We start from the raw sequence: 17,956 nt of genomic DNA, 5'->3' as shown, positions 1-17,956 counted from the left end.
TCGCGCACATTGTTAGGTGGGCAAAAGCGCCTGACGATCAAGACAGAAGGCAACGTCACCGTCGAATTCGAATCCAGCGGGGCGGAAGCCGGCGTGTTCGTAAAGTCGAATGGCAATCAAGTTGGTAGGTTTGACGCCAAGCATGATCCGATCGCAACCGGTCTCCGTGAAAATTTGGTTGATCAAAAGCTTTAGCGCCTTCGCTCCCAGTCCCATTGCCTGGAACCGGTGGTCAATCATGAAGCGATAAATCCATTGGTTGCCATCATCGCTATCGAGCGCAACCATAGCAAAGCCTATTGCGGCGTTGCCACGTCGGATCAGTAGTGGACGACAGGCAGAATTCCGAGAAGCCTCGGCCAGAGAGTCTACATTTGCAGCGATCTTGGGGGGTGCTAATCGTTAGCGCAAATGCAATGGTGGCAGCGTCTCTCATCGCTCGGCCAGATTAGCCCGGTCAAGGGCGGAGGCAGCGCAGAGAATGGGACGGTCAGTCTGCACTCTCGGGCCGCACGTTGAAGCTAAAAAACTGCGGACTACTTCGGACAGGTCGGTCTGATAACGACCCCATACCGTTCATTCCAGTATGTAACTAGTTACCCCAGAAGCTGCCATTAGCCATGCGGGTAGCTGTTGCGCTCATGGATAAATCGGCCTTCTAAGCTGTCTTGGAGGCTCCGTCACATTGAGGACGAGCTGTGCCAGCACCGGCTGCAGCGCCCTGAGCACGCGCTTGCTTTAGATTTCGTAGGCGTGCCCTTACGGTTGGGCGCTACCTCTTCAAACCCGGCGTACGTTCCAAAGGTCGAATAAAGGTGCATAATGTAGCGCCACGCAATGGTTGGCCGTCCACCCACATTTTGACTTCTGGTCGATCTGGTTCTGGAACATGCATGGATATCCACCCACTTGCCATCGCTACGGTCGGAAAACCCTTCTGCAGGGGTGGACCTTCTTCGGTGGCTTTGGTGCGATTGGGAAAAGTTATGAGAACTTTCATGGCAGCCGCTTCGAATTTAGGAGACCCTGCCGCGCAGCCGGCAGTAAGCAATAGCGAACGTCAAAGGGCAGTTCACTATCCTATGTTGGTGGAAGTCGTTGAAGTAGCGTCGCCGCCCGAACTCATTGCACGCCTACTCGTGCCCAAAAGTGTCAAGGCATAAATTTCTTGACCGATGGCGTCCTCGACCAGCATTTCCCACCGGTTATTGACCAAAAAATCGCGCCCTAGGTCTCGGATCATGGAGGCCCCCGATTCAATTGCCTCTGTTATCGCTGCCGCATCGTTAGGCAGCTCGTAGCCGATGTCGTCGCGGTGGAACGCACCATCATTCACGTGAAAATAATACCGCATATACGCGCTCCTTAAACAGGCGGGAGCGCAACTGTCTCTCAAGCGCCGGAATGCCATGAAAGGGCCGACGACACCAATCTATGTCATATGCTCTATTGGGGCGCTATTACCTAGGTTAGTGGGACTAGTCAGCGTCTGCGGTGCTCGATATCGAGGAAAGCTTCGTCGAACTTGCCAATGCTTTGTACGCCGGGCCAATCGAGGATTGAAACGATACCGCCATGCCATTCTAGCACAGCCCTGGCGCGAAGTTCCTGCAGGGTGCGGTTGACGTGTACCGGAGATATCCCCAGAGCATCGGCGAGTTGGGCTTGCGTTATCGGGAAAGGAAAACTGTCTTGGGTGGCAAGCCCCACGAGACCGGCCCGCACAAACTGCTCGCAAAATAAGTGCGCCAGCCGGCTCATGGCCGATGTTCGCCCTATGGCAACCAGCCATTGACGGTGGATGGCCGCGTCGAGCAGCGTTGATAGCCACAGCATGCGCGTAAGATGCGGATACTGTTCGGTGATATGCTCAAGCGCCTCGTGGGGGAACTCAACCACAGTGACCTCAGTGAGTGCCGAGATGCTGTGGTCCAGCCGCGATAGGAGAAAGCCATGCAGATCGACGAAGTCACCGAGGATATGAAACGCCGTTATCTGCCGTGCGCCGTCGTCAATGATGTTGTATCGGGCAACCATACCGCTCGCGATCAGCATGCTGACGGAAGGCTTTGAATTTTGCACAACGAGATCGTCACCTGCTGCAAAATTTCTGGAACGGACGGCCGCCGACCTCAGGGCATTCCGTTCGTCTTCCGGCAAATGGTCCCTTAGACTCAAGCGCCGGATCAGCGCTTCTATTGCTGCATCGAATGGTTCGGATATGCCCATATTGCCCTTCTAACCCAGTATGTAGACGATCATTCGACCGAAGTTTATCAACCGCCGCTGGATGAAAACAAAGGTTTTCATGTCCGCTTTCTTGTTTTGCGGTACAATAGCAGAAGGTCTGCAAACCACCCCATTTCAGACCTTGGAGGCAGAACGACAAGTCGGAAGACGCCGCACTCTTTTACAAATGGATCAGAATTTCCCAGTCATTACAGTGCCCATTTATGTCGCAGCGGGTGCACTATTTCTCATGCAAAAAAATGCTGTCACGGCGATGTTCATCATGGCTGCTCGACAATTTGCGCTCGACATGTGTCACGCGCGCATAAGCTGAGGGGAATAGCGCTTTGCTGCCGCAGTCCGCGCCCTGCGGATGGCCCAGCGCAGTAGCGCGACACCTCCGATTTGAGCAGATGATGAAGCGCCCGCCGGTGCCTCGCAGACCAAACGGTCTGGAGGCTTTGGTGTTCATATGAAGATCGCCAACGCATCAGCCTATTGCCAGTGCGCAGGCACTGCGGTCCATAAAATCCAATGGTTTCCGGCCCAAGAACGCCGCGGACCGATTGCTTGAGCGCCGCAGCGACTGTCATCGGACTTTCATATGAACAAATTATTGTTGCAAATGCGCTCCCGGCTGATAGCGTTTCAGTCGGGAAGAGGGCCGGTACTAACCGGCTAATATGAAGGGAGCGAACATGTTTAAAAAAGCACTTTGCCTGTCCGTCGGTTTGGCCGCCCTTGCGGCCAGTACGCCTGCTTTTGCGCAGACCGAAATTGCCTGGTGGCACGCCATGGACGCCGAACTCGGCAAGAAGCTCGAGGAAATCGCGACCGGCTTCAACGAGAGCCAGGATGAATTCAAGGTCGTTCCGACCTACAAGGGCGGCTATGCCGAAACCCTGACAGCCGCGATTGCAGCCTTCCGCGCCAATGAGCAGCCGGCCATCGTGCAGGTGTTCGAGGTTGGCACCGGCACCATGATGGCGGCCAAAGGCGCGGTCTATCCAGTTTATCAGCTGATGCAGGAGAATGGTGAGCCTTGGGATCCGTCGGGCTTCCTGGCTCCGGTTACGGGCTATTATTCGGACACCGATGGCAACATCCTGTCCATGCCGTTCAACTCATCGACGCCGATCATGTACTACAATAAGGACGTGTTCGAAAAAGCCGGTCTTGATCCCGAAACACCGCCGAAGACCTGGGCCGAGCTCGAAACGATGGGTCGGCAGATCGTTGAATCAGGCGCCGCGCCATGTGCCCTGAGTAGTGCCTGGATCACTTGGATCCAGACGGAAAACCTGTCGGCCCTGCATGACAAGCCGTTTGGCACACTCGAAAACGGCTTTGGCGGGCTTGGCACCGAATTTGTCTTCAACGACGAGCTGCAGGTCCGGCATTGGGACAATCTCAAGAAGTGGTCCGATGAGGGTCTGTTCCAGTATGGCGGCCCGGCGGGCGGCGCTGATGCGGGTCCGAAGTTCTATTCGCAGGAATGCGCGATCTTCATGAACTCTTCGGCCGGTCGCGCTGGCGTCATCAACAACGCCAAGGATTTCGAAGTCGGCTTCGCGCCTCTGCCCTACTATGATGATGTGATCGACGAGCCCAAGAACTCGATCATCGGCGGTGCCACCTTGTGGACTCTGAACGGGAAGGATCCCGAGGTTTATCGTGGCGTGGCCAAGTTCTTCACCTACCTGAGCCAACCCGAAGTGCAGGCCGAGTGGCATCAGTTCACCGGCTACCTGCCGATCACGAACGCAGCCTATGAACTGGGACAGCAGCAGGATTACTACGCCCAGAACCCGGGCTCTGACATCGCGATCCAGCAGATCACCCGCGGGACGCCGACCGCCAACTCGAAGGGCGTTCGTTTCGGGAATCTGACCCAGGTCCGCGCGGTCGTGGATGAGGAGTTCGAAGCCCTTCTCGCAGGGTCCAAGACGGCTCAGGAAGCCCTCGACAGTGCAGTCGAACGTGGCAACCAGATCCTGCGCGACTTCGAAGCTGCAAACCAGTAAGCGCCCAAGTTGAGGCCTGCTCCACCCGTGCGCGGGTGGAGCGACATCACTATTGCGCTCTGGCGCTGCAAAGGACGAGGCGGAGCATGCAGGCCAAACGGACTGTTTTTCCCAACAAGATCCTGCCGTACTTCCTGCTGTTGCCACAGCTGGCCGTAACGCTGATCTTTTTCATCTGGCCGGCGCTACAGGCGGTAAAGTCATCTTTCGAGCGCGAAGATCCCTTTGGTTTCCGCACCACTTTCGTATGGTTCGAAAATTACCGCCGGCTGTTCATTGATCCGCTTTATCTAAGCTCCGTCGGCAAGACGGCTATCTTTGCCTTCAGCGTCACGCTTTTGTCGATGTCGCTGTCGCTTATTCTGGCGGTGGCGGTGAACCGGGTGCTGCGCACCAACCGGCTCTATACGACACTTCTGGTTTGGCCTTATGCGGTGGCCCCGGTGGTCGTGGGTATCCTGTGGTGGTTCATGTTCAACCCCAATATTGGGATCGCACCCTATCTGCTGCGTGGTCTGGGCATCAGCTGGAACCACCGTGTCGACGGCGTCGACGCCATGATCCTGGTGATCATCGCAGCAAGCTGGAAACAGATTTCCTACAATTTCCTGTTCTTTGTCGCAGGGCTGCAGTCCGTGCCGAACTCGCTGATCGAAGCGGCCGCCATCGACGGCGCCGGACCGTTCAAGCGCTTCTGGACCATCGTATTCCCATTGCTCGCCCCAACGACGTTCTTCCTGCTGATCGTCAATATCAACTACGCCATGTTCGACACGTTCGGCATTATCGACGCGACCACGCAAGGTGGTCCGGCACAGGCGACAAATACGCTCGTCTACAAGGTCTACTCCGACGGTTTTATCGGCCTCAACATTGGGTCGTCGTCGGCGCAATCGGTTGTTCTGATGATCATCGTCATCGCCCTGACCGCCATACAGTTCCGCTACGTCGAGCGGCGGATCCAGTACTGAGGAGCGCAACGATGATTGAAAACCGACCTTTCCTCGCTTTCCTCACCCACCTGGTTCTGATCGTCGGCGTGGTCGTTGTGGCCTTTCCGGTCTACCTCGCTTTCATCGCCTCCACTCACGGAAGCGGCGACTTCATGCGCGGGCTCGTGCCATTGCTGCCGGGCCCGCACATGATCGAGAATTACAGCTACATGTTCAATGTCGGTCTTTCCACCGCAGGCGCACCGCCGCTTTCGATCATGCTGCTCAATTCGCTGGTCATGGCGATCTCGATCGCGGTGGGCAAGATCATCATCTCGATCCTGTCCGCCTACGCCATCGTTTACTTCAAGTTTCCGTTCCGCCTGCTGGCGTTCTGGACGATCTTCATAACGCTCATGCTGCCGGTCGAAGTTCGCATCATCCCGACCTTCAAGGTGGTGTCCGATCTGGGCATGCTTAATTCCTATCCCGGCCTCATCATCCCGCTGATCGCGTCGGCCACGGCTACATTCTTGTTCCGCCAGTTCTTCCTGACCGTGCCTGATGAGCTGATGGAGGCGGCGCGCGTCGACGGGGCAGGGCCGCTCAAATTCTTCCGCGATATCCTGTTGCCGCTCAGCCGCACCAATATCGCCGCGCTCTTCGTTATCCTCTTCATCTACGGGTGGGTGCAGTATCTCTGGCCGCTGCTCGTTACGACCGACAGCAAATATTACACCGTGGTCATGGGCATCAAGCGGCTGGCCGCGACCGCCGATGCGGAGCCGCAATGGAACTTCGTCATGGCAGCGGTGATGCTGGCTATGCTCCCCCCCGTCCTCGTCGTCATCCTGATGCAGCGCCTTTTTGTCAAAGGCCTGGTCGAAACAGAGAAATAGGCAAGATGGCAAGCATCGACATTAAGGGCGTCAAGAAGGTCTATAGTGGGACCGTCACGGCGATACACAATCTCGACCTGTCCATTCCCGATGGCCAACTGGTCGTCCTCGTGGGACCGTCAGGCTGCGGCAAGTCCACTCTGCTTCGCATGATCGCCGGGCTGGAATCGATTACGGATGGGACGATTGCGATCGATGGCGCAGTGGTCAACGCCAAGGAGCCCGCCGAGCGCGACATCGCGATGGTCTTCCAGAATTACGCGCTCTACCCGCACATGACGGTGCGCGGCAATCTTGAATATGGCCTTAAGAACCGCGGCACGCCACGGGACGAGATAGACCGTCGCGTCGCGGAAGCCGCGCGCATCCTGGAAATCGAGCCTTTCCTCGATCGGCGACCACGCCAGCTTTCGGGGGGACAGCGCCAGCGTGTCGCCATGGGGCGAGCCATCGTGCGCCAGCCGAAGGCATTTTTGTTCGATGAACCGCTTTCCAACCTGGACGCCAAGCTGCGTGGACAGATGCGGATCGAGATCAAGCGACTTCAGCGAAATCTCGCGACCACCAGTGTCTATGTTACCCATGACCAGCTCGAAGCGATGACGCTCGCGGACCAGCTCGTTGTCATGAATGGCGGGCGCATCGAACAGGTCGGTGCGCCGATTTCGATATATGAACGGCCCGAGACCTTGTTCGTCGCTGGCTTCATTGGCTCGCCGCCGATGAATCTCATGCCCATGGACGGCGCCTTGGGGGCTCAGGCCTTTGCAAGCCTCGATCTGCCGAGTGGCACGGACGTTGTGGGCATCCGGCCCGACAGTCTGGTGGTCAGCCAACCCCAAACGCCGTCGGCCTCATTTTCCGGTACCGTCGAGCTGGTCGAGCCTGTTGGAGGAGAGAGCCACGTGCATATGAGATTGGCGGGTTCGTCCGACATCATGATCATCAGTGTGCCTGGCCGAACCGAGATCGTTGAAGGCGCTCCAATGACTGTGTACGCCAAGGCAGGCGATCTTCACCCCTTCAATCATCAAACCGGCAAACGAACCGATACGCCAGCTGCAAATCCTTAGCCCACAAGCTCTGGCCAAAAGCTGCCTCGAACAGAAAAAGCGTCATGAAAAACAGTTTCGATATCGGTCCCTCCCGCAATCAAGTGCAGGCGCATCGAGGTGCGTCAGCCGTCGCGCCCGAAAATACGCTTGCTGCCTTCCGGGCGGCTGCAGAGCAGGGTGCGCTCTGGGTGGAACTTGACGTCGCCCTTCTGGGTGACAACACACTCGTTGTAATCCATGACGACAGCGTTGACCGTACGACGTCGGGGCAGGGTTCCCTGGGCGACCTAACTGCTGGTGACATCGCTTCACTTGACGCCGGATCGTGGTTCGACCCCAAATTTTCCGGCGAACGTCTCCCGACGCTCGAGCAGGTGATCGGCGTGCTCGGAGAACTAGGGCTGAGCGCCAATGTCGAAATCAAGCAGCATAAGCACCATAAGTCGCTTGCCCATCTGGTCCATGCCGTTCAGGCCGCCATTGTGGGGCGTGGCTCGAAAACCGAGATCATGATTTCGAGCTTTGATCCTGAAGCGCTCAAGGCGATGCACGTCCTCGAGCCTGGTCTCGAAATGGCGATGCTGTGGTCTAGTCCGCCCCCGGATTGGGAAGAGCTGCTCAAGGCCATTCCCTCCAAAACCATCCACTTGAATTACAAGGCCCTCAGCATCGGCTTTTTGGAGGAAACCACCCGGAAGGACATCAAGGTCCGTGCTTGGACGAGCAACAATCCTAGTGAACTCATTTCCTTTTGGGGTGCAGGTCTGGCCGGCGTGATTACAGACAATCCCAAGCTTTTCCTTGAGTAACGGAGATCGCGCCCGGAAATGCTTTCCGATCGACAGCGTGACATCCTGAGTTTGATCGAGACCGAGGGCGCTCAATATATCGAGCAGCTCTCGGCGCGCTATGACGTCACGACCCAGACCATCCGGCGAGACATCAACGCGCTGTGTGACCTCGGCTATGCCAAGAGGTTCCATGGCGGGGTGGAAAAGCCGGTTGCGGCCAGAAACATTTCTGTCAACGCGCGCGCAGCACTCAACAGGGGCGCAAAGCAGCGCATCGCCTCGGTTATTGCCGCTGCCATACCGCCCGGCTCTACGGTTTTCATGGGCATCGGCAGCACTGTGCAGTTCGTCGCGGCGGCCCTGGTCCAGCATGTCGACTTGCGGGTCGTCACCAACAACATTCATGTCGCCCTGACGCTTTCCGAAGCACCCCAGGTAGAGGTCCACATGACCGGTGGCTTGCTCCGCCACAACGACCGCGACGTCGTCGGGCCAGATGCACTGAATTTCTTTGAAAAGTTCTACGCTTCGCACGCCATCATCGGCGCGGGGGCGCTGCATCCCGAACACGGCATCCTGGATTTCAGCTATAGCGAAGCCCAACTCACTAGCAAGCTATTGACCAATGCTCGCCTGAGGTTTCTGGCGGCGGACGTCAGCAAATGGTCACGGGATGCTTCCGTCCGTGTCGCCGCCTTGAGCGAGGTGACGCACTTTTTCACCGACGACCTGCCGGAACAGAAAAGTGCACGCGCCGCACTGCTTGAGTCTGGTGTCGAAGTGACCCTGTGCGGAGAGGCGCCGTGACTTTTCTCGGCCTTGCCCCGACTGCCGACGAGCTGTCCGGGATCCGGTACGTTCTGACCGACATCGACGATACGCTGACCACCGACGGAAAGCTCCTGCCTGAAACCTATCAGGCCCTGTGGGACCTTCAGGCCGCAGGCGTTAAGGTGGTGACAGTGACTGGCGGCTCGGCTGGTTGGTGCGAGCACATCGTCCGGGCCTGGCCCGTGGCGGCCGCCATTGGTGAAAGCGGCGCTTTCGTCATGCGGACCATGGGCAGTCGTGTCGACGTCGAATACTGGGAAGACAAATCCCTGCAGACCGAGCGGCAGGCCGCCCATCTCGCCGCCGTCACGCCTTTGCTCGCGGATCGTTTCCAGTTTGCTCACGACCAGCGCTTTCGATTGGCCGACGTGGCCGTCCATATCGTCGGGCATGATCGATCCGAAGTGGACGATCTTGCTGGGCGTATCCGCGCTCTCGGTGCTGTCACTGCAATCAGCTCGGTCCACATCAACACCTGGATTGGTGACTACGACAAACGTACGATGAGCGAGCGGTTTCTGCGTCATCTCGGTTTGGGTGACGCCGAACTTCGCGAACAGGTCTGCTTTGTCGGAGACTCCCGCAACGACGCGCCGATGTTTGCCCATTTCCCAAAGTCCTTCGGGGTCGCCAACATCCTCTCTATTATCGATGACCTGCCAAAGAGGCCCCGGTGGATTTCACGGGCTGTTGCTGGGAGAGGTTTTGTCAACATCGCGAAAGCAATTCTGAGCCGATGACCCAAGGTTGGTCGTCTCAAGACTACGAAATTGCAGGTTATAGTTGACCTTTCGGGCTGTTGGGGATGGATAGCGACTCTCCGGCAAAATGCGTCTGGCCAGGCTTGGCGAACGGGCGTACGGGGCCTAATAGGCGAGCATGATGGTTCCCCCGCTACTCAATCGCCTCCTGCCTCACGTTGTTTCCGTCAGCCCGCTTGAGCGACTGCGTGCAGCAGGCGGGGCTGCCATTGGCATTTTATTCGTCGGCATTATCGGCATGTTGACGCTGCCGATCGGAAGCGGACCGCTACTCATCGCTCCTCTGGGCGCTTCCGCCGTGCTGTTGTTTGCCGTGCCGGCGAGTCCGCTTGCCCAGCCGTGGCCGGTACTTGGAGGCAACGTGATAGCAGCACTGGTCGGCGTCAGTAGCGGTCTGTTCGTGGCGGATGTTCCCACTGCAGCTGCGCTTGCTGTTGGGGTCACCATTGGTCTGCTCCTGACCTTCCGGTGCCTGCATCCACCGAGCGGAGCCGTGGCGCTCACCGCTGTCGTCGGTGGCCCGGCCATCCATGATTTGGGTTATTGGTATGTGCTCTGGCCCGTCCTCGCTGGATCATTTTCTCTGTTGATCGCGGCAGCCGCATACAACCGGTTGACTGGGAAGGTCTACCCACACGCCGCACAGCCTCTTTCTCCCGTCGTGTCCGCTGGCCGATCCGGCGGCTTCGGCGTGACCGTCGCGGACCTTACGACTGCTATTCGCGAGCGCGATGAAATTGTCCCCGTCGATCCACAAGACCTTGAAGACGTATTGCAACGTGCTGAGATCCTGGCCTTTAATCGCCGTTCAGGTGGCGTCGTCGCTGCAGCCGTCATGTCACAGGACGTTGCTTCGGTTCGCCCCGCTACCTCGCTCCGGGTAACGCTCAAATTGTTGCGCAGCAATGGCGTCAAGGCCATCCCAGTCGTGAATGACGATCGCCGTGTGGTTGGCATCGTCACCCAGACCGATATTTTGGACAAAGCTGAATGGGGGCCTATGGCTACCGGCTCCGGCCGTGGCTGGCCGCTGCGCTCTGCCGCCAATTCGGACAGTCCGCTGCGTGGCAAGGCGCGCGATATCATGACGAGTGACGTGCGGTGCGTCCTGATATCGACCCCCATCGCTCGCGTTGCGCAGGTAATGGCCGAAACCGGCCACCACCACGTTCCTGTTGTAGATAGCGAAGGCAAGCTCGCCGGTATGGTCACCCAGTCCGACATTGTCACCGTGCTATTCAACGTCAATAAATTGGAATTGGCACGATCAGCCTAAAGCATCGCGCGTTCTCGTTTTCCCTGTGTTTGGAATAGGCACAAGTCGTTGTGAGCTCCGCTAGATCCCAGAATTGCCTCAGGCCTTCGCAAGCGCCTGCTCGATATCGGCAATGATATCATCGATGTGCTCGATGCCGACCGAAAGACGAACGAGGTCCTCCGATACGCCAGCACGGGCGAGTTCTTCAGGGCCCAACTGCCGATGTGTCGTCGATGCCGGATGACAGGCAAGCGACTTCGCATCCCCGATATTGACGAGGCGCAGGATCATGTTCAGTGCGTCAATGAACTTGCCGCCGGCTTCCTGGCCGCCTTTTATGCCGAAGCTGACAATGCCGGATGCCTGTCCCTTGGTGATGCGCTTGGCGATATCGTGATACTTGCTGGTGGGCAGGGCCGCATAGTTGACCCAGCCTACCTTGGGGTGGCTTTCGAGAAACTGCGCGACCTTCAGCGCGTTTTCGCAATGGCGTTCCATGCGCAGGCCAAGGGTCTCCAATCCCATAAGGAAGAGGAAGGCGCTATGCGGTGATAGTGCGGCGCCGGTATTGCGCAGTGGCACCACACGGCAGCGACCGATATATGCGGCAGCGCCCAGCGCCTCTGTATAGACCACGCCGTGATAGGAGGGATCCGGTTCGTTCAACACCGGGAAGCGCGCCTTGTTAGCCACCCAGTCAAACTTGCCGCTGTCGACGATTATGCCGCCGATCGAATTGCCGTGGCCGCCGATATACTTGGTCAGAGCGTGCACCACGATATCGGCGCCGAACTCGATGGGCTTGCACAAAAATGGCGTGGCCACGGTGTTGTCGACGATCAGCGGCACGCCATGAGCATGTGCTACCTGCGCCAGCTTCTCTATATCCACCACATTGCCGGCAGGGTTGCCGATGGACTCGCAGAACACGGCCTTGGTCTTGTCGTCGATAAGCGCAGCGATGGCGTCGAAATCACCGGCCGCCGCCATCCGTACCTCGATGCCTTGCCTCGGAAAGCTGTGCATGAACAGGTTATAGGTGCCACCATAAAGCTGGCTGATCGACACGATATTGTCGCCAACGCCCGCAATGGCCTGAATCGAATAGGTGATGGCGGCCATGCCAGAGGCAACGACGAGACCGGCGATCCCACCCTCCATCTCTGCAACACGCTGCTCCAGCACCGCCGTCGTCGGGTTCATGATGCGGGTATAGATGTTGCCGGGCACCGCGAGATTAAACAGATCGGCGCCATGTTTGGTATCATCGAACGTATATGACGTCGTTTGGTAGATGGGCACCGCCGCCGCCTTGGTGGTGGCCTCGGACGTATAGCCATGGTGCAGTGCCAGTGTTTCGAGTTTCATCGGGCTTCCCTTCCTCATTTTTTGAATCGAATTTGCGGGCCCAGTATCCGCATTTCGCGAGTGCACGATAGCCGTCAGTCGCTGCTTGTCATTCGTCGGCGCCGAGGCGAAAGTCTGATCGCTGGCACCCCACTCGTCATCAAGCTGGGGTGGAGCAGAGATGGTGCGTGTCCGCTCCGAATTCCGCGTCATGCGAAAAAGTCACGGCTGGCCGAGGTTCTGGTCAAGCGCACAAGAGTTTCCACTCCAGAGGTTTCGCATGAGAAACAGGCCGCGAAGGAAGTTTCAGGAGACGCCGGGATACGAGCTACGAGTTGGTCCCACGAATTGGTTCGATCAACGACGACCAACCTGCCGATCCTTGTACGCTCCTGGCTCTGGCAAGGAGCGTACACATCGCGGCCCACGGCCCAACCCCTTATTGAGCAATCGTCCTAGAGTCGTTTCTGTGCCTTCTAGCGGGCTGCCCAATTCATTCCGCGGCGCAAGATTGTGCGCATTTGCGGGACTTCGAACTCCGCCGAAACGTGGCCGAGTGAGGAATAGAACACCCGGCCTTCGCCATGTTTGCGTTTCCAGACCACAGGCATGGTCACGCCATTGATCCAATAGGCATGGTCGCCGCTAAATGTCGTTGTCGCCAGCACTTCGTTGGAGGGGTCGACATGCATGTAGTATTGCTCGGAGCGGTAGGGAAAGCTTTCAATTCCTTCCATTATCGGGTCGTCCGGGCGCGTGATGTCGACGCGATAATCGATGATATTGCCAGGATGTGCGACCCACTGGCCGCCGACCATGAACTGATAGTCGACCGCCTCGCGGAAAGCGTCGCCCATGCCACCGTGATAGCCGGCCAGGCCCGCGCCGCCGCGCACGGCCTCGGTGAGCATGCTGAGCTCTTCCTTTTCGATCTTGCTCATGGTGAAAATCGGGACGATGAGGCTGAGATCTTTAATAGAAGGATCGGCAAAGGCTTCGGTCGTGTTTTCGATATAGACCTTGAACCCATCTTCCTCGAGCATGGTGCGAATGATGTTGGCACACTGCTCCGGTTCATGTCCGCTCCAGCCACCCCAAACGATGAGCGCTTCCCGCATTGTCTTTCTCCTCTAGAATTTCACTGTTGCCAGGACACCGTGATAACCGGGCGTGTTGGCGAAGCCGGCCCGCTGGCCGGCCAATTGATGGATGACCTGCTCACAGGCTCTTGCCGCCTTCGAGAGCGTCGGCATTGAATGTTCTTGCAGGGCCCGTGGTGCCCCATGGAGAGCCATAAAGCTCGCCGAGCGCTACGGCAGCCGCGCCGCGCGCCCAAAGTCGATCGTCCGCGTTTTCGATAACGATTTGAGCCACTTCCCGGAGCGATTGCGGTATGGCCTTGGCAAAACTGCTTTGAAGCGCATCGAGAAGATGCGGCCCCAATGTGAGGGTCGAGCCAACAAGAATAACGCGCGGCGGCGCGAACAGGGCGACGAGATTGGCAATGGCGATCCCGAGCGCTGCGCCGGCATTGCTGGCCGCCACCCGCAGCTTGTTGTCTCCGGCCTCGATCATGTCGCGAACGTGGCTCATGCCACTACCGAGGCGAATGGCGTCGCGCATGCGCGGATTGTTGATTTCTTCGCCGTTGATGATGGCTTTTTCGCTCGCGACATCGGCGAGCTTGACCGCGTGATCGGGGTCGGCACCCATCACCATGTCCCCCAAGGTCAGGCTCAATTCGCGGGCCCCGCGGAAAATCTGGCCACCATGCATCACGCCGAGGGTGAGATTGTCCTCGATGGCGACCAGCACGAAGTCGTCGCAATCGCGCGCCTGGCCGAACCAATGCTCGCCCATGGTGATGGCGTTGGCGTCGCTTTCGACGATGACGTCGATGCCGAGCCGCTCGACGACGGCTTCCTTGAGCGGCACGTCCGCATCGCGAAAGATGCTGCTGGCGCGGACAAGGCCGGTGCCGTGTTCGATGATGCCGGGCAAGGATACGGCAACCGATTTTACGTCGGCCATGGCAATCCCGGCATCGAGCACGCAGCGGCGTACGCCATCTTCGACCAGATCGGCGATGACCGACAGCGGCAGCCGATCGACGCGAAGGGGCAAGACCAGTTCGGCAAGCACGTCGCCTTGAAAATCGGTGACCACGAAGGCGAGGCGCGTCGCCGCGATCTTGGCGCCGACAACGCGTGCCGCCTTGGGATTGAGCGCCAGCATTACGCGTGGACGTCCGCGATTGCCGCCGCGCAAGTCGCCTTCATGCTTGGGCAGGATCAAGCCATCTTCGATCAGCGAACCCGTGATTGCCGAGACCGTGGTGGGCGAGAGCTGGATTCGATCGCCGATTTCGACCCGCGAGATGGCGCCATAGCGGCGGATGGTGTCGAGCACATGGAAGCGATTGATCGCCCGCATGAGCTCAGGATCGGCCGTCTTCATGATCCTGTCTTCCCCTCCCGCCGCCCGCTTTAATCAGCGATGCGAATTAATTGGATCGTTTGTAGCAACTGAAAGCGGCTGATTGCAAGGCCCGTACTTATCGTGTCGGGCCGATCCGAAGCGCCCTCACTATGATGGGTATTGACAAGGCGTTAATCCGCGAGCCTATTAATTACGCATAACGGACAAAATGTCCGACGGGAGGAACATCATGAATCTGGTTTTCGGACGCCTGTCCAGGCGATCGCTCGTGCTTGCCCTCGGCGCCGTGGCGCTGGCTTCCACTGTATCCGGTGCTGCAGCGCAGTCCACCATCAAGTGGCTCCATCTTGAAGCCAATCCGGATCGGCTCGCCACCTGGCAGGAAATCGCCGCCAATTATGAGGCCGAGCATCCGGACGTCAAAATCGAGTTCCAGTTCCTTGAGAACGAAGCGTTCAAGGCCAAGCTGCCGACGCTTCTGCAGTCCAACGACGCGCCGTCCATGTTCTACACCTGGGGCGGTGGCGTCCTGAAGGCACAGACCGAAACCGGCGCCATCCGCGACATCACTAAGGCCATGGATGCCGATAATGGCGCCTGGCGCAATGCCGTGAGCCCGGCCGCAGTCGATGGTCTCAGCATCGACGGCAAGGTCTGGGCGGCGCCGGTGCAGTCGGGTCTTGTGTCATTCTTCTACAACAAGGCGCTCTTCGAGCAGGCCGGTGTCGATGCCGCCGGCATCAAGACCTGGACCGATTTCACCGCTGCCGTGCAAAAGCTCAAGGATGCCGGCATCACCCCGATTGCCGGTGGTGGTGGCGACAAGTGGCCGATCCACTTCTTCTGGAGCTATCTCGCGATGCGCGAGCTCGGCAAAGACGGGTTCGATACAGCCAAGTCCGGCGAAGGCTTCCAGGGCGAGGGCTTTGTGAAAGCCAGCCAGATGCTGGCCGATCTCGGTGCCATGGAGCCCTTCCAGGAAGGCTATCTCGGTGCGACCTGGCCGGACACCCAAGCTGTCTTTGCCGATGGCCGTGCCGCCATGGTGCTGAGCTTTGAGAACACCGCGACCCCGCAAAACCAGGCAAATGCCGCAACAGACGGCAAGGGTCTTGCAGAAGACGCCATTGGGCGCTTTGCCTTCCCGCTGGTCGAAGGGGGCGCAGGCCTCATCACCGACGATTTCGGCGGGCTCAACGGCTGGGTGGTGACGACGAATGCACCGCCTGAAACCGAAGACTTCATCCACTACCTGACGGTCGAAAACGCCGGGCTTCTGGCTGAAAAGAACAACATCCTGCCAACCGCTCTCGGCTCGGACGCCAGCGTCAAGGATCCGAGCCTTGCCGATAGTGCGGCCCAGATGGCCAAGGCCACCTGGCACCAGAACTATCTCGACCAGGATCTCGGCCCCAATGTTGGTCGCGTAGTCAACGATATGTCCGTCGAACTGGTCTCGGGCCAGATCTCGCCGGAAGATGCGCTGCAACAGATCCAGGACGCCTTCTCGATGGAGATGTGAGCCCGAGCGGGCAGCTCAAGGGCTGCCCGCTTCTCCCTTTGATCGTTGAAAGGCGAGAAAGATGACCGAGACTGTTGCAGCCACGGGCCTGTCTGCAGGAACCGCGCTGTCCCGCCCCAAAGTTAGACGCGCACGCATCCGCGGCAAATGGCCGGTGCTGGTGCTTTTCCTGCCGCCGGCCCTGCTCTTGTTCACCGTGTTCGTCATTCTGCCGATGGGCGAGGCGGCCTGGTATTCGTTCTACAACTGGAACGGCTATGGCCTGCCGACAGAGTGGATCGGCTGGAAAAACTATGAGCTGATCTTTCGTCAGGGCGCGTTCCGGAACGCCCTCGTCAATAACGGCCTGATCATCCTCGTTTCGATCTGTATCCAGGTGCCCTTGGCGCTGTGGCTTGCGACCATGGTCACAAAGCATATCAAGGGCGCGACCTTTTTCCGGCTGATCTTCTTCTTGCCCTATGTGCTCGCCGATGTGGCGGCCGGCATGATCTGGCGCTTCGTCTATGACGGCGAATTCGGTCTCGTCGCCAATATCTACCACACGTTCGGGCTGGATGCGCCGTTCTGGCTCGCCGACAAGAATGCCGCATTTTCGGCGGTGCTAGGCGTGATCGTCTGGAAGTATTTCGGCTTCCACATGATGCTCTTTATCGCGGGTCTGCAGGCGATCGACAAAAGCGTGCTCGAAGCCGCTGACATCGACGGCGCGACAGGCTGGCAGAAATTCCGTCGCGTCACCTTACCGCTCCTGGGCTCGACAGTCCGCCTCTCGGTATTCTTCGCAGTCGTCGGCTCGCTGCAGCTCTTCGACATGATCATGCCGCTGACCGGCGGTGGTCCATCGAACTCCACCCAGACGCTCGTGACCTTCCTTTATAGCTTCGGCGTCATGCGCATGCAGGTCGGCTTCGGCTCGGCCGTGGGCGTCGTGCTCTTCGTCATCTGCGTCACCCTCGCTTTCTCCTACAAGCGGATCTTCATGAAAAATGACTGACACCGCCATCAATCCCATCGATGCCGCCAAGGCCCAGACACCGGGCCGCAGCCTGCGCTTCGGCACCAAGGCCTATCTTTATACCTGCCTCATCATCGTCGCGGCCTTGGTCGTCATTCCGCTCGTGACGACCGCGCTCGGGGGTTTCAAGACTCTCGGCGACCTGCGCGGCAACGCTTTCGGCCTGCCGTCCACCTGGATGGTTTCCAATTATTCGGACATCCTTTTTTCCCAGCGCTACTGGCTGCAGATGGGCAATTCGCTGCTTATCGCGGGGCTCACGGTCTTTCTGACCTTGGCTTTCGCTGCAATGGCGGCGTTCACCTTCGCCCATGTCAAATTCTTCGGCTCGCAGTTCCTGCTCAATTATTTCCTGATCGGGCTGATGTTCCCGGCGGCCACGGCCATCCTGCCACTCTTTATCCGCATCCGCGACCTTGGCCTTCTTGATACCTATTGGGGTGTGGTGCTGCCGCAGGTGGCGTTCGGGCTCGGCATGAGCATCCTGCTCTTTCGCAACTACTTCCGCAGCCTGCCAACTGAGCTTTTCGATGCCGCTTTCGTCGATGGCGCCGGCTATCTGCGGTTCTTCTGGCACATTTCGCTGCCGCTGAGCCGGCCGATCATTGCAACGGTCGGGATCATCTCGTTCGTCGGCAGCTGGAACAGCTACATCCTGCCGCTGATCATGCTCAATTCGGAAAGCAAATATCCCTGGCCGCTTGGTATCATGGTCTATCGCGGCGAATTCAGTACCGACTGGCAGCTGATCCTTGCTTTCATCACCCTCACCATCCTGCCCACGGTCATCGTCTTTTTCGCCGCGCAGAAACATATCATCGCCGGGCTCACTGCCGGCGCCGTCAAGTAG

17 protein-coding genes are annotated in these 17,956 nt (G+C 58.4%); 11 read left to right on the top strand and 6 right to left on the bottom strand.

Annotated elements, in window-relative coordinates:
* Window positions 1-12: 12 nt before the first annotated feature.
* The 3 genes from VW35_RS15955 to VW35_RS15945 all read right to left on the bottom strand — a co-directional run bounded on the left by VW35_RS15955 (window position 13) and on the right by VW35_RS15945 (window position 2,229).
* Window positions 13-363, bottom strand: a complete 351-nt coding sequence (locus VW35_RS15955; protein ID WP_083982908.1) for a GNAT family N-acetyltransferase — start codon at window positions 361-363, stop codon at window positions 13-15.
* Between the two features lie 712 nt (window positions 364-1,075).
* Window positions 1,076-1,354, bottom strand: coding sequence for a DUF6894 family protein (locus VW35_RS15950; RefSeq protein ID WP_046144088.1), 279 nt, complete (start codon window positions 1,352-1,354; stop codon window positions 1,076-1,078).
* Window positions 1,355-1,482: 128 nt separating this feature from the next.
* Window positions 1,483-2,229, bottom strand: a complete 747-nt coding sequence (locus VW35_RS15945) for a Crp/Fnr family transcriptional regulator (protein ID WP_046144087.1) — start codon at window positions 2,227-2,229, stop codon at window positions 1,483-1,485.
* A gap of 698 nt (window positions 2,230-2,927) precedes the next feature.
* On the opposite strand from VW35_RS15945, the gene ugpB reads away from it, so the two are divergent.
* The 8 genes from ugpB to VW35_RS15900 all read left to right on the top strand — a co-directional run bounded on the left by ugpB (window position 2,928) and on the right by VW35_RS15900 (window position 10,798).
* Window positions 2,928-4,253, top strand: a complete 1,326-nt coding sequence (ugpB, locus tag VW35_RS15935; protein WP_046144117.1) for a sn-glycerol-3-phosphate ABC transporter substrate-binding protein UgpB — start codon at window positions 2,928-2,930, stop codon at window positions 4,251-4,253.
* An 86-nt stretch (window positions 4,254-4,339) separates the two neighbouring features.
* Window positions 4,340-5,224, top strand: coding sequence for a sn-glycerol-3-phosphate ABC transporter permease UgpA (ugpA, locus tag VW35_RS15930; protein ID WP_046144085.1), 885 nt, complete (start codon window positions 4,340-4,342; stop codon window positions 5,222-5,224).
* A gap of 11 nt (window positions 5,225-5,235) precedes the next feature.
* Window positions 5,236-6,084, top strand: coding sequence for a sn-glycerol-3-phosphate ABC transporter permease UgpE (gene ugpE / locus VW35_RS15925; protein WP_046144084.1), 849 nt, complete (start codon window positions 5,236-5,238; stop codon window positions 6,082-6,084).
* Between the two features lie 5 nt (window positions 6,085-6,089).
* Entirely contained in the window at window positions 6,090-7,157 is a 1,068-nt protein-coding gene (locus VW35_RS15920; RefSeq protein WP_046144083.1) for a sn-glycerol-3-phosphate import ATP-binding protein UgpC, read from the top strand.
* Between the two features lie 44 nt (window positions 7,158-7,201).
* Window positions 7,202-7,948: a glycerophosphodiester phosphodiesterase family protein gene (locus tag VW35_RS15915; RefSeq protein WP_046144082.1), complete on the top strand. Its 747-nt coding sequence runs from the start codon at window positions 7,202-7,204 to the stop codon at window positions 7,946-7,948.
* Between the two features lie 18 nt (window positions 7,949-7,966).
* Window positions 7,967-8,737 carry a DeoR/GlpR family DNA-binding transcription regulator gene (locus VW35_RS15910; protein WP_046144081.1) on the top strand — a complete coding sequence of 257 codons (771 nt, stop codon included), beginning with the start codon at window positions 7,967-7,969 and terminating at the stop codon, window positions 8,735-8,737.
* The gene (locus tag VW35_RS15905) at window positions 8,734-9,501 is read left to right on the top strand and encodes an HAD-IIB family hydrolase (RefSeq protein WP_046144080.1); all 768 of its coding nucleotides are present in this window, start codon (window positions 8,734-8,736) and stop codon (window positions 9,499-9,501) included. The genes VW35_RS15910 and VW35_RS15905 overlap by 4 nt, the downstream gene beginning before the upstream one ends.
* Before the next feature lie 139 nt (window positions 9,502-9,640).
* Window positions 9,641-10,798, top strand: a complete 1,158-nt coding sequence (locus VW35_RS15900; protein WP_244465920.1) for an HPP family protein — start codon at window positions 9,641-9,643, stop codon at window positions 10,796-10,798.
* A 78-nt stretch (window positions 10,799-10,876) separates the two neighbouring features.
* On the opposite strand, the gene VW35_RS15895 is transcribed toward VW35_RS15900, so the two are convergent.
* The 3 genes from VW35_RS15895 to VW35_RS15885 form a co-directional block, all read right to left on the bottom strand.
* Entirely contained in the window at window positions 10,877-12,148 is a 1,272-nt protein-coding gene (locus VW35_RS15895) for an O-acetylhomoserine aminocarboxypropyltransferase/cysteine synthase family protein (protein WP_046144115.1), read from the bottom strand.
* A 455-nt stretch (window positions 12,149-12,603) separates the two neighbouring features.
* The gene (locus tag VW35_RS15890; protein ID WP_046144079.1) at window positions 12,604-13,245 is read right to left on the bottom strand and encodes a ThuA domain-containing protein; all 642 of its coding nucleotides are present in this window, start codon (window positions 13,243-13,245) and stop codon (window positions 12,604-12,606) included.
* A gap of 100 nt (window positions 13,246-13,345) precedes the next feature.
* Window positions 13,346-14,584 carry an ROK family transcriptional regulator gene (locus VW35_RS15885; RefSeq protein ID WP_046144078.1) on the bottom strand — a complete coding sequence of 413 codons (1,239 nt, stop codon included), beginning with the start codon at window positions 14,582-14,584 and terminating at the stop codon, window positions 13,346-13,348.
* Between the two features lie 211 nt (window positions 14,585-14,795).
* Here VW35_RS15885 and VW35_RS15880 point away from each other — a divergent pair, with 211 nt between their 5' ends.
* From VW35_RS15880 to VW35_RS15870, 3 genes are all read left to right on the top strand, one after another.
* On the top strand, window positions 14,796-16,088 hold the full coding sequence (locus VW35_RS15880) for an extracellular solute-binding protein (protein ID WP_083982906.1): 1,293 nt from the start codon (window positions 14,796-14,798) through the stop codon (window positions 16,086-16,088).
* 61 nt (window positions 16,089-16,149) lie between these two features.
* Window positions 16,150-17,085, top strand: a complete 936-nt coding sequence (locus VW35_RS15875; protein WP_046144077.1) for a carbohydrate ABC transporter permease — start codon at window positions 16,150-16,152, stop codon at window positions 17,083-17,085.
* The gene (locus VW35_RS15870; protein ID WP_046144076.1) at window positions 17,078-17,956 is read left to right on the top strand and encodes a carbohydrate ABC transporter permease; all 879 of its coding nucleotides are present in this window, start codon (window positions 17,078-17,080) and stop codon (window positions 17,954-17,956) included. The genes VW35_RS15875 and VW35_RS15870 overlap by 8 nt, the downstream gene beginning before the upstream one ends.

This window comes from Devosia soli, from assembly GCF_000970455.1.
Classification (GTDB): domain Bacteria; phylum Pseudomonadota; class Alphaproteobacteria; order Rhizobiales; family Devosiaceae; genus Devosia; species Devosia soli.
Note: the sequence above shows the minus strand (reverse complement) of the source record. Positions and strands in the feature narration are given on the sequence as shown.

What these genes read in the sequence shown, in the direction of transcription:
- VW35_RS15950 (WP_046144088.1), bottom strand. Translation starts at nt 1,354, where the DNA reads ATGCGGTATTATTTTCACGTGAATGATGGTGCGTTCCACCGCGACGAC.
- VW35_RS15945 (WP_046144087.1), bottom strand. Translation starts at nt 2,229, where the DNA reads ATGGGCATATCCGAACCATTCGATGCAGCAATAGAAGCGCTGATCCGG.
- ugpB (WP_046144117.1), top strand. Translation starts at nt 2,928, where the DNA reads ATGTTTAAAAAAGCACTTTGCCTGTCCGTCGGTTTGGCCGCCCTTGCG.
- ugpA (WP_046144085.1), top strand. Translation starts at nt 4,340, where the DNA reads ATGCAGGCCAAACGGACTGTTTTTCCCAACAAGATCCTGCCGTACTTC.
- ugpE (WP_046144084.1), top strand. Translation starts at nt 5,236, where the DNA reads ATGATTGAAAACCGACCTTTCCTCGCTTTCCTCACCCACCTGGTTCTG.
- VW35_RS15920 (WP_046144083.1), top strand. Translation starts at nt 6,090, where the DNA reads ATGGCAAGCATCGACATTAAGGGCGTCAAGAAGGTCTATAGTGGGACC.
- VW35_RS15915 (WP_046144082.1), top strand. Translation starts at nt 7,202, where the DNA reads ATGAAAAACAGTTTCGATATCGGTCCCTCCCGCAATCAAGTGCAGGCG.
- VW35_RS15910 (WP_046144081.1), top strand. Translation starts at nt 7,967, where the DNA reads ATGCTTTCCGATCGACAGCGTGACATCCTGAGTTTGATCGAGACCGAG.
- VW35_RS15900 (WP_244465920.1), top strand. Translation starts at nt 9,641, where the DNA reads ATGATGGTTCCCCCGCTACTCAATCGCCTCCTGCCTCACGTTGTTTCC.
- VW35_RS15895 (WP_046144115.1), bottom strand. Translation starts at nt 12,148, where the DNA reads ATGAAACTCGAAACACTGGCACTGCACCATGGCTATACGTCCGAGGCC.
- VW35_RS15890 (WP_046144079.1), bottom strand. Translation starts at nt 13,245, where the DNA reads ATGCGGGAAGCGCTCATCGTTTGGGGTGGCTGGAGCGGACATGAACCG.
- VW35_RS15885 (WP_046144078.1), bottom strand. Translation starts at nt 14,584, where the DNA reads ATGAAGACGGCCGATCCTGAGCTCATGCGGGCGATCAATCGCTTCCAT.
- VW35_RS15880 (WP_083982906.1), top strand. Translation starts at nt 14,796, where the DNA reads ATGAATCTGGTTTTCGGACGCCTGTCCAGGCGATCGCTCGTGCTTGCC.
- VW35_RS15875 (WP_046144077.1), top strand. Translation starts at nt 16,150, where the DNA reads ATGACCGAGACTGTTGCAGCCACGGGCCTGTCTGCAGGAACCGCGCTG.
- VW35_RS15870 (WP_046144076.1), top strand. Translation starts at nt 17,078, where the DNA reads ATGACTGACACCGCCATCAATCCCATCGATGCCGCCAAGGCCCAGACA.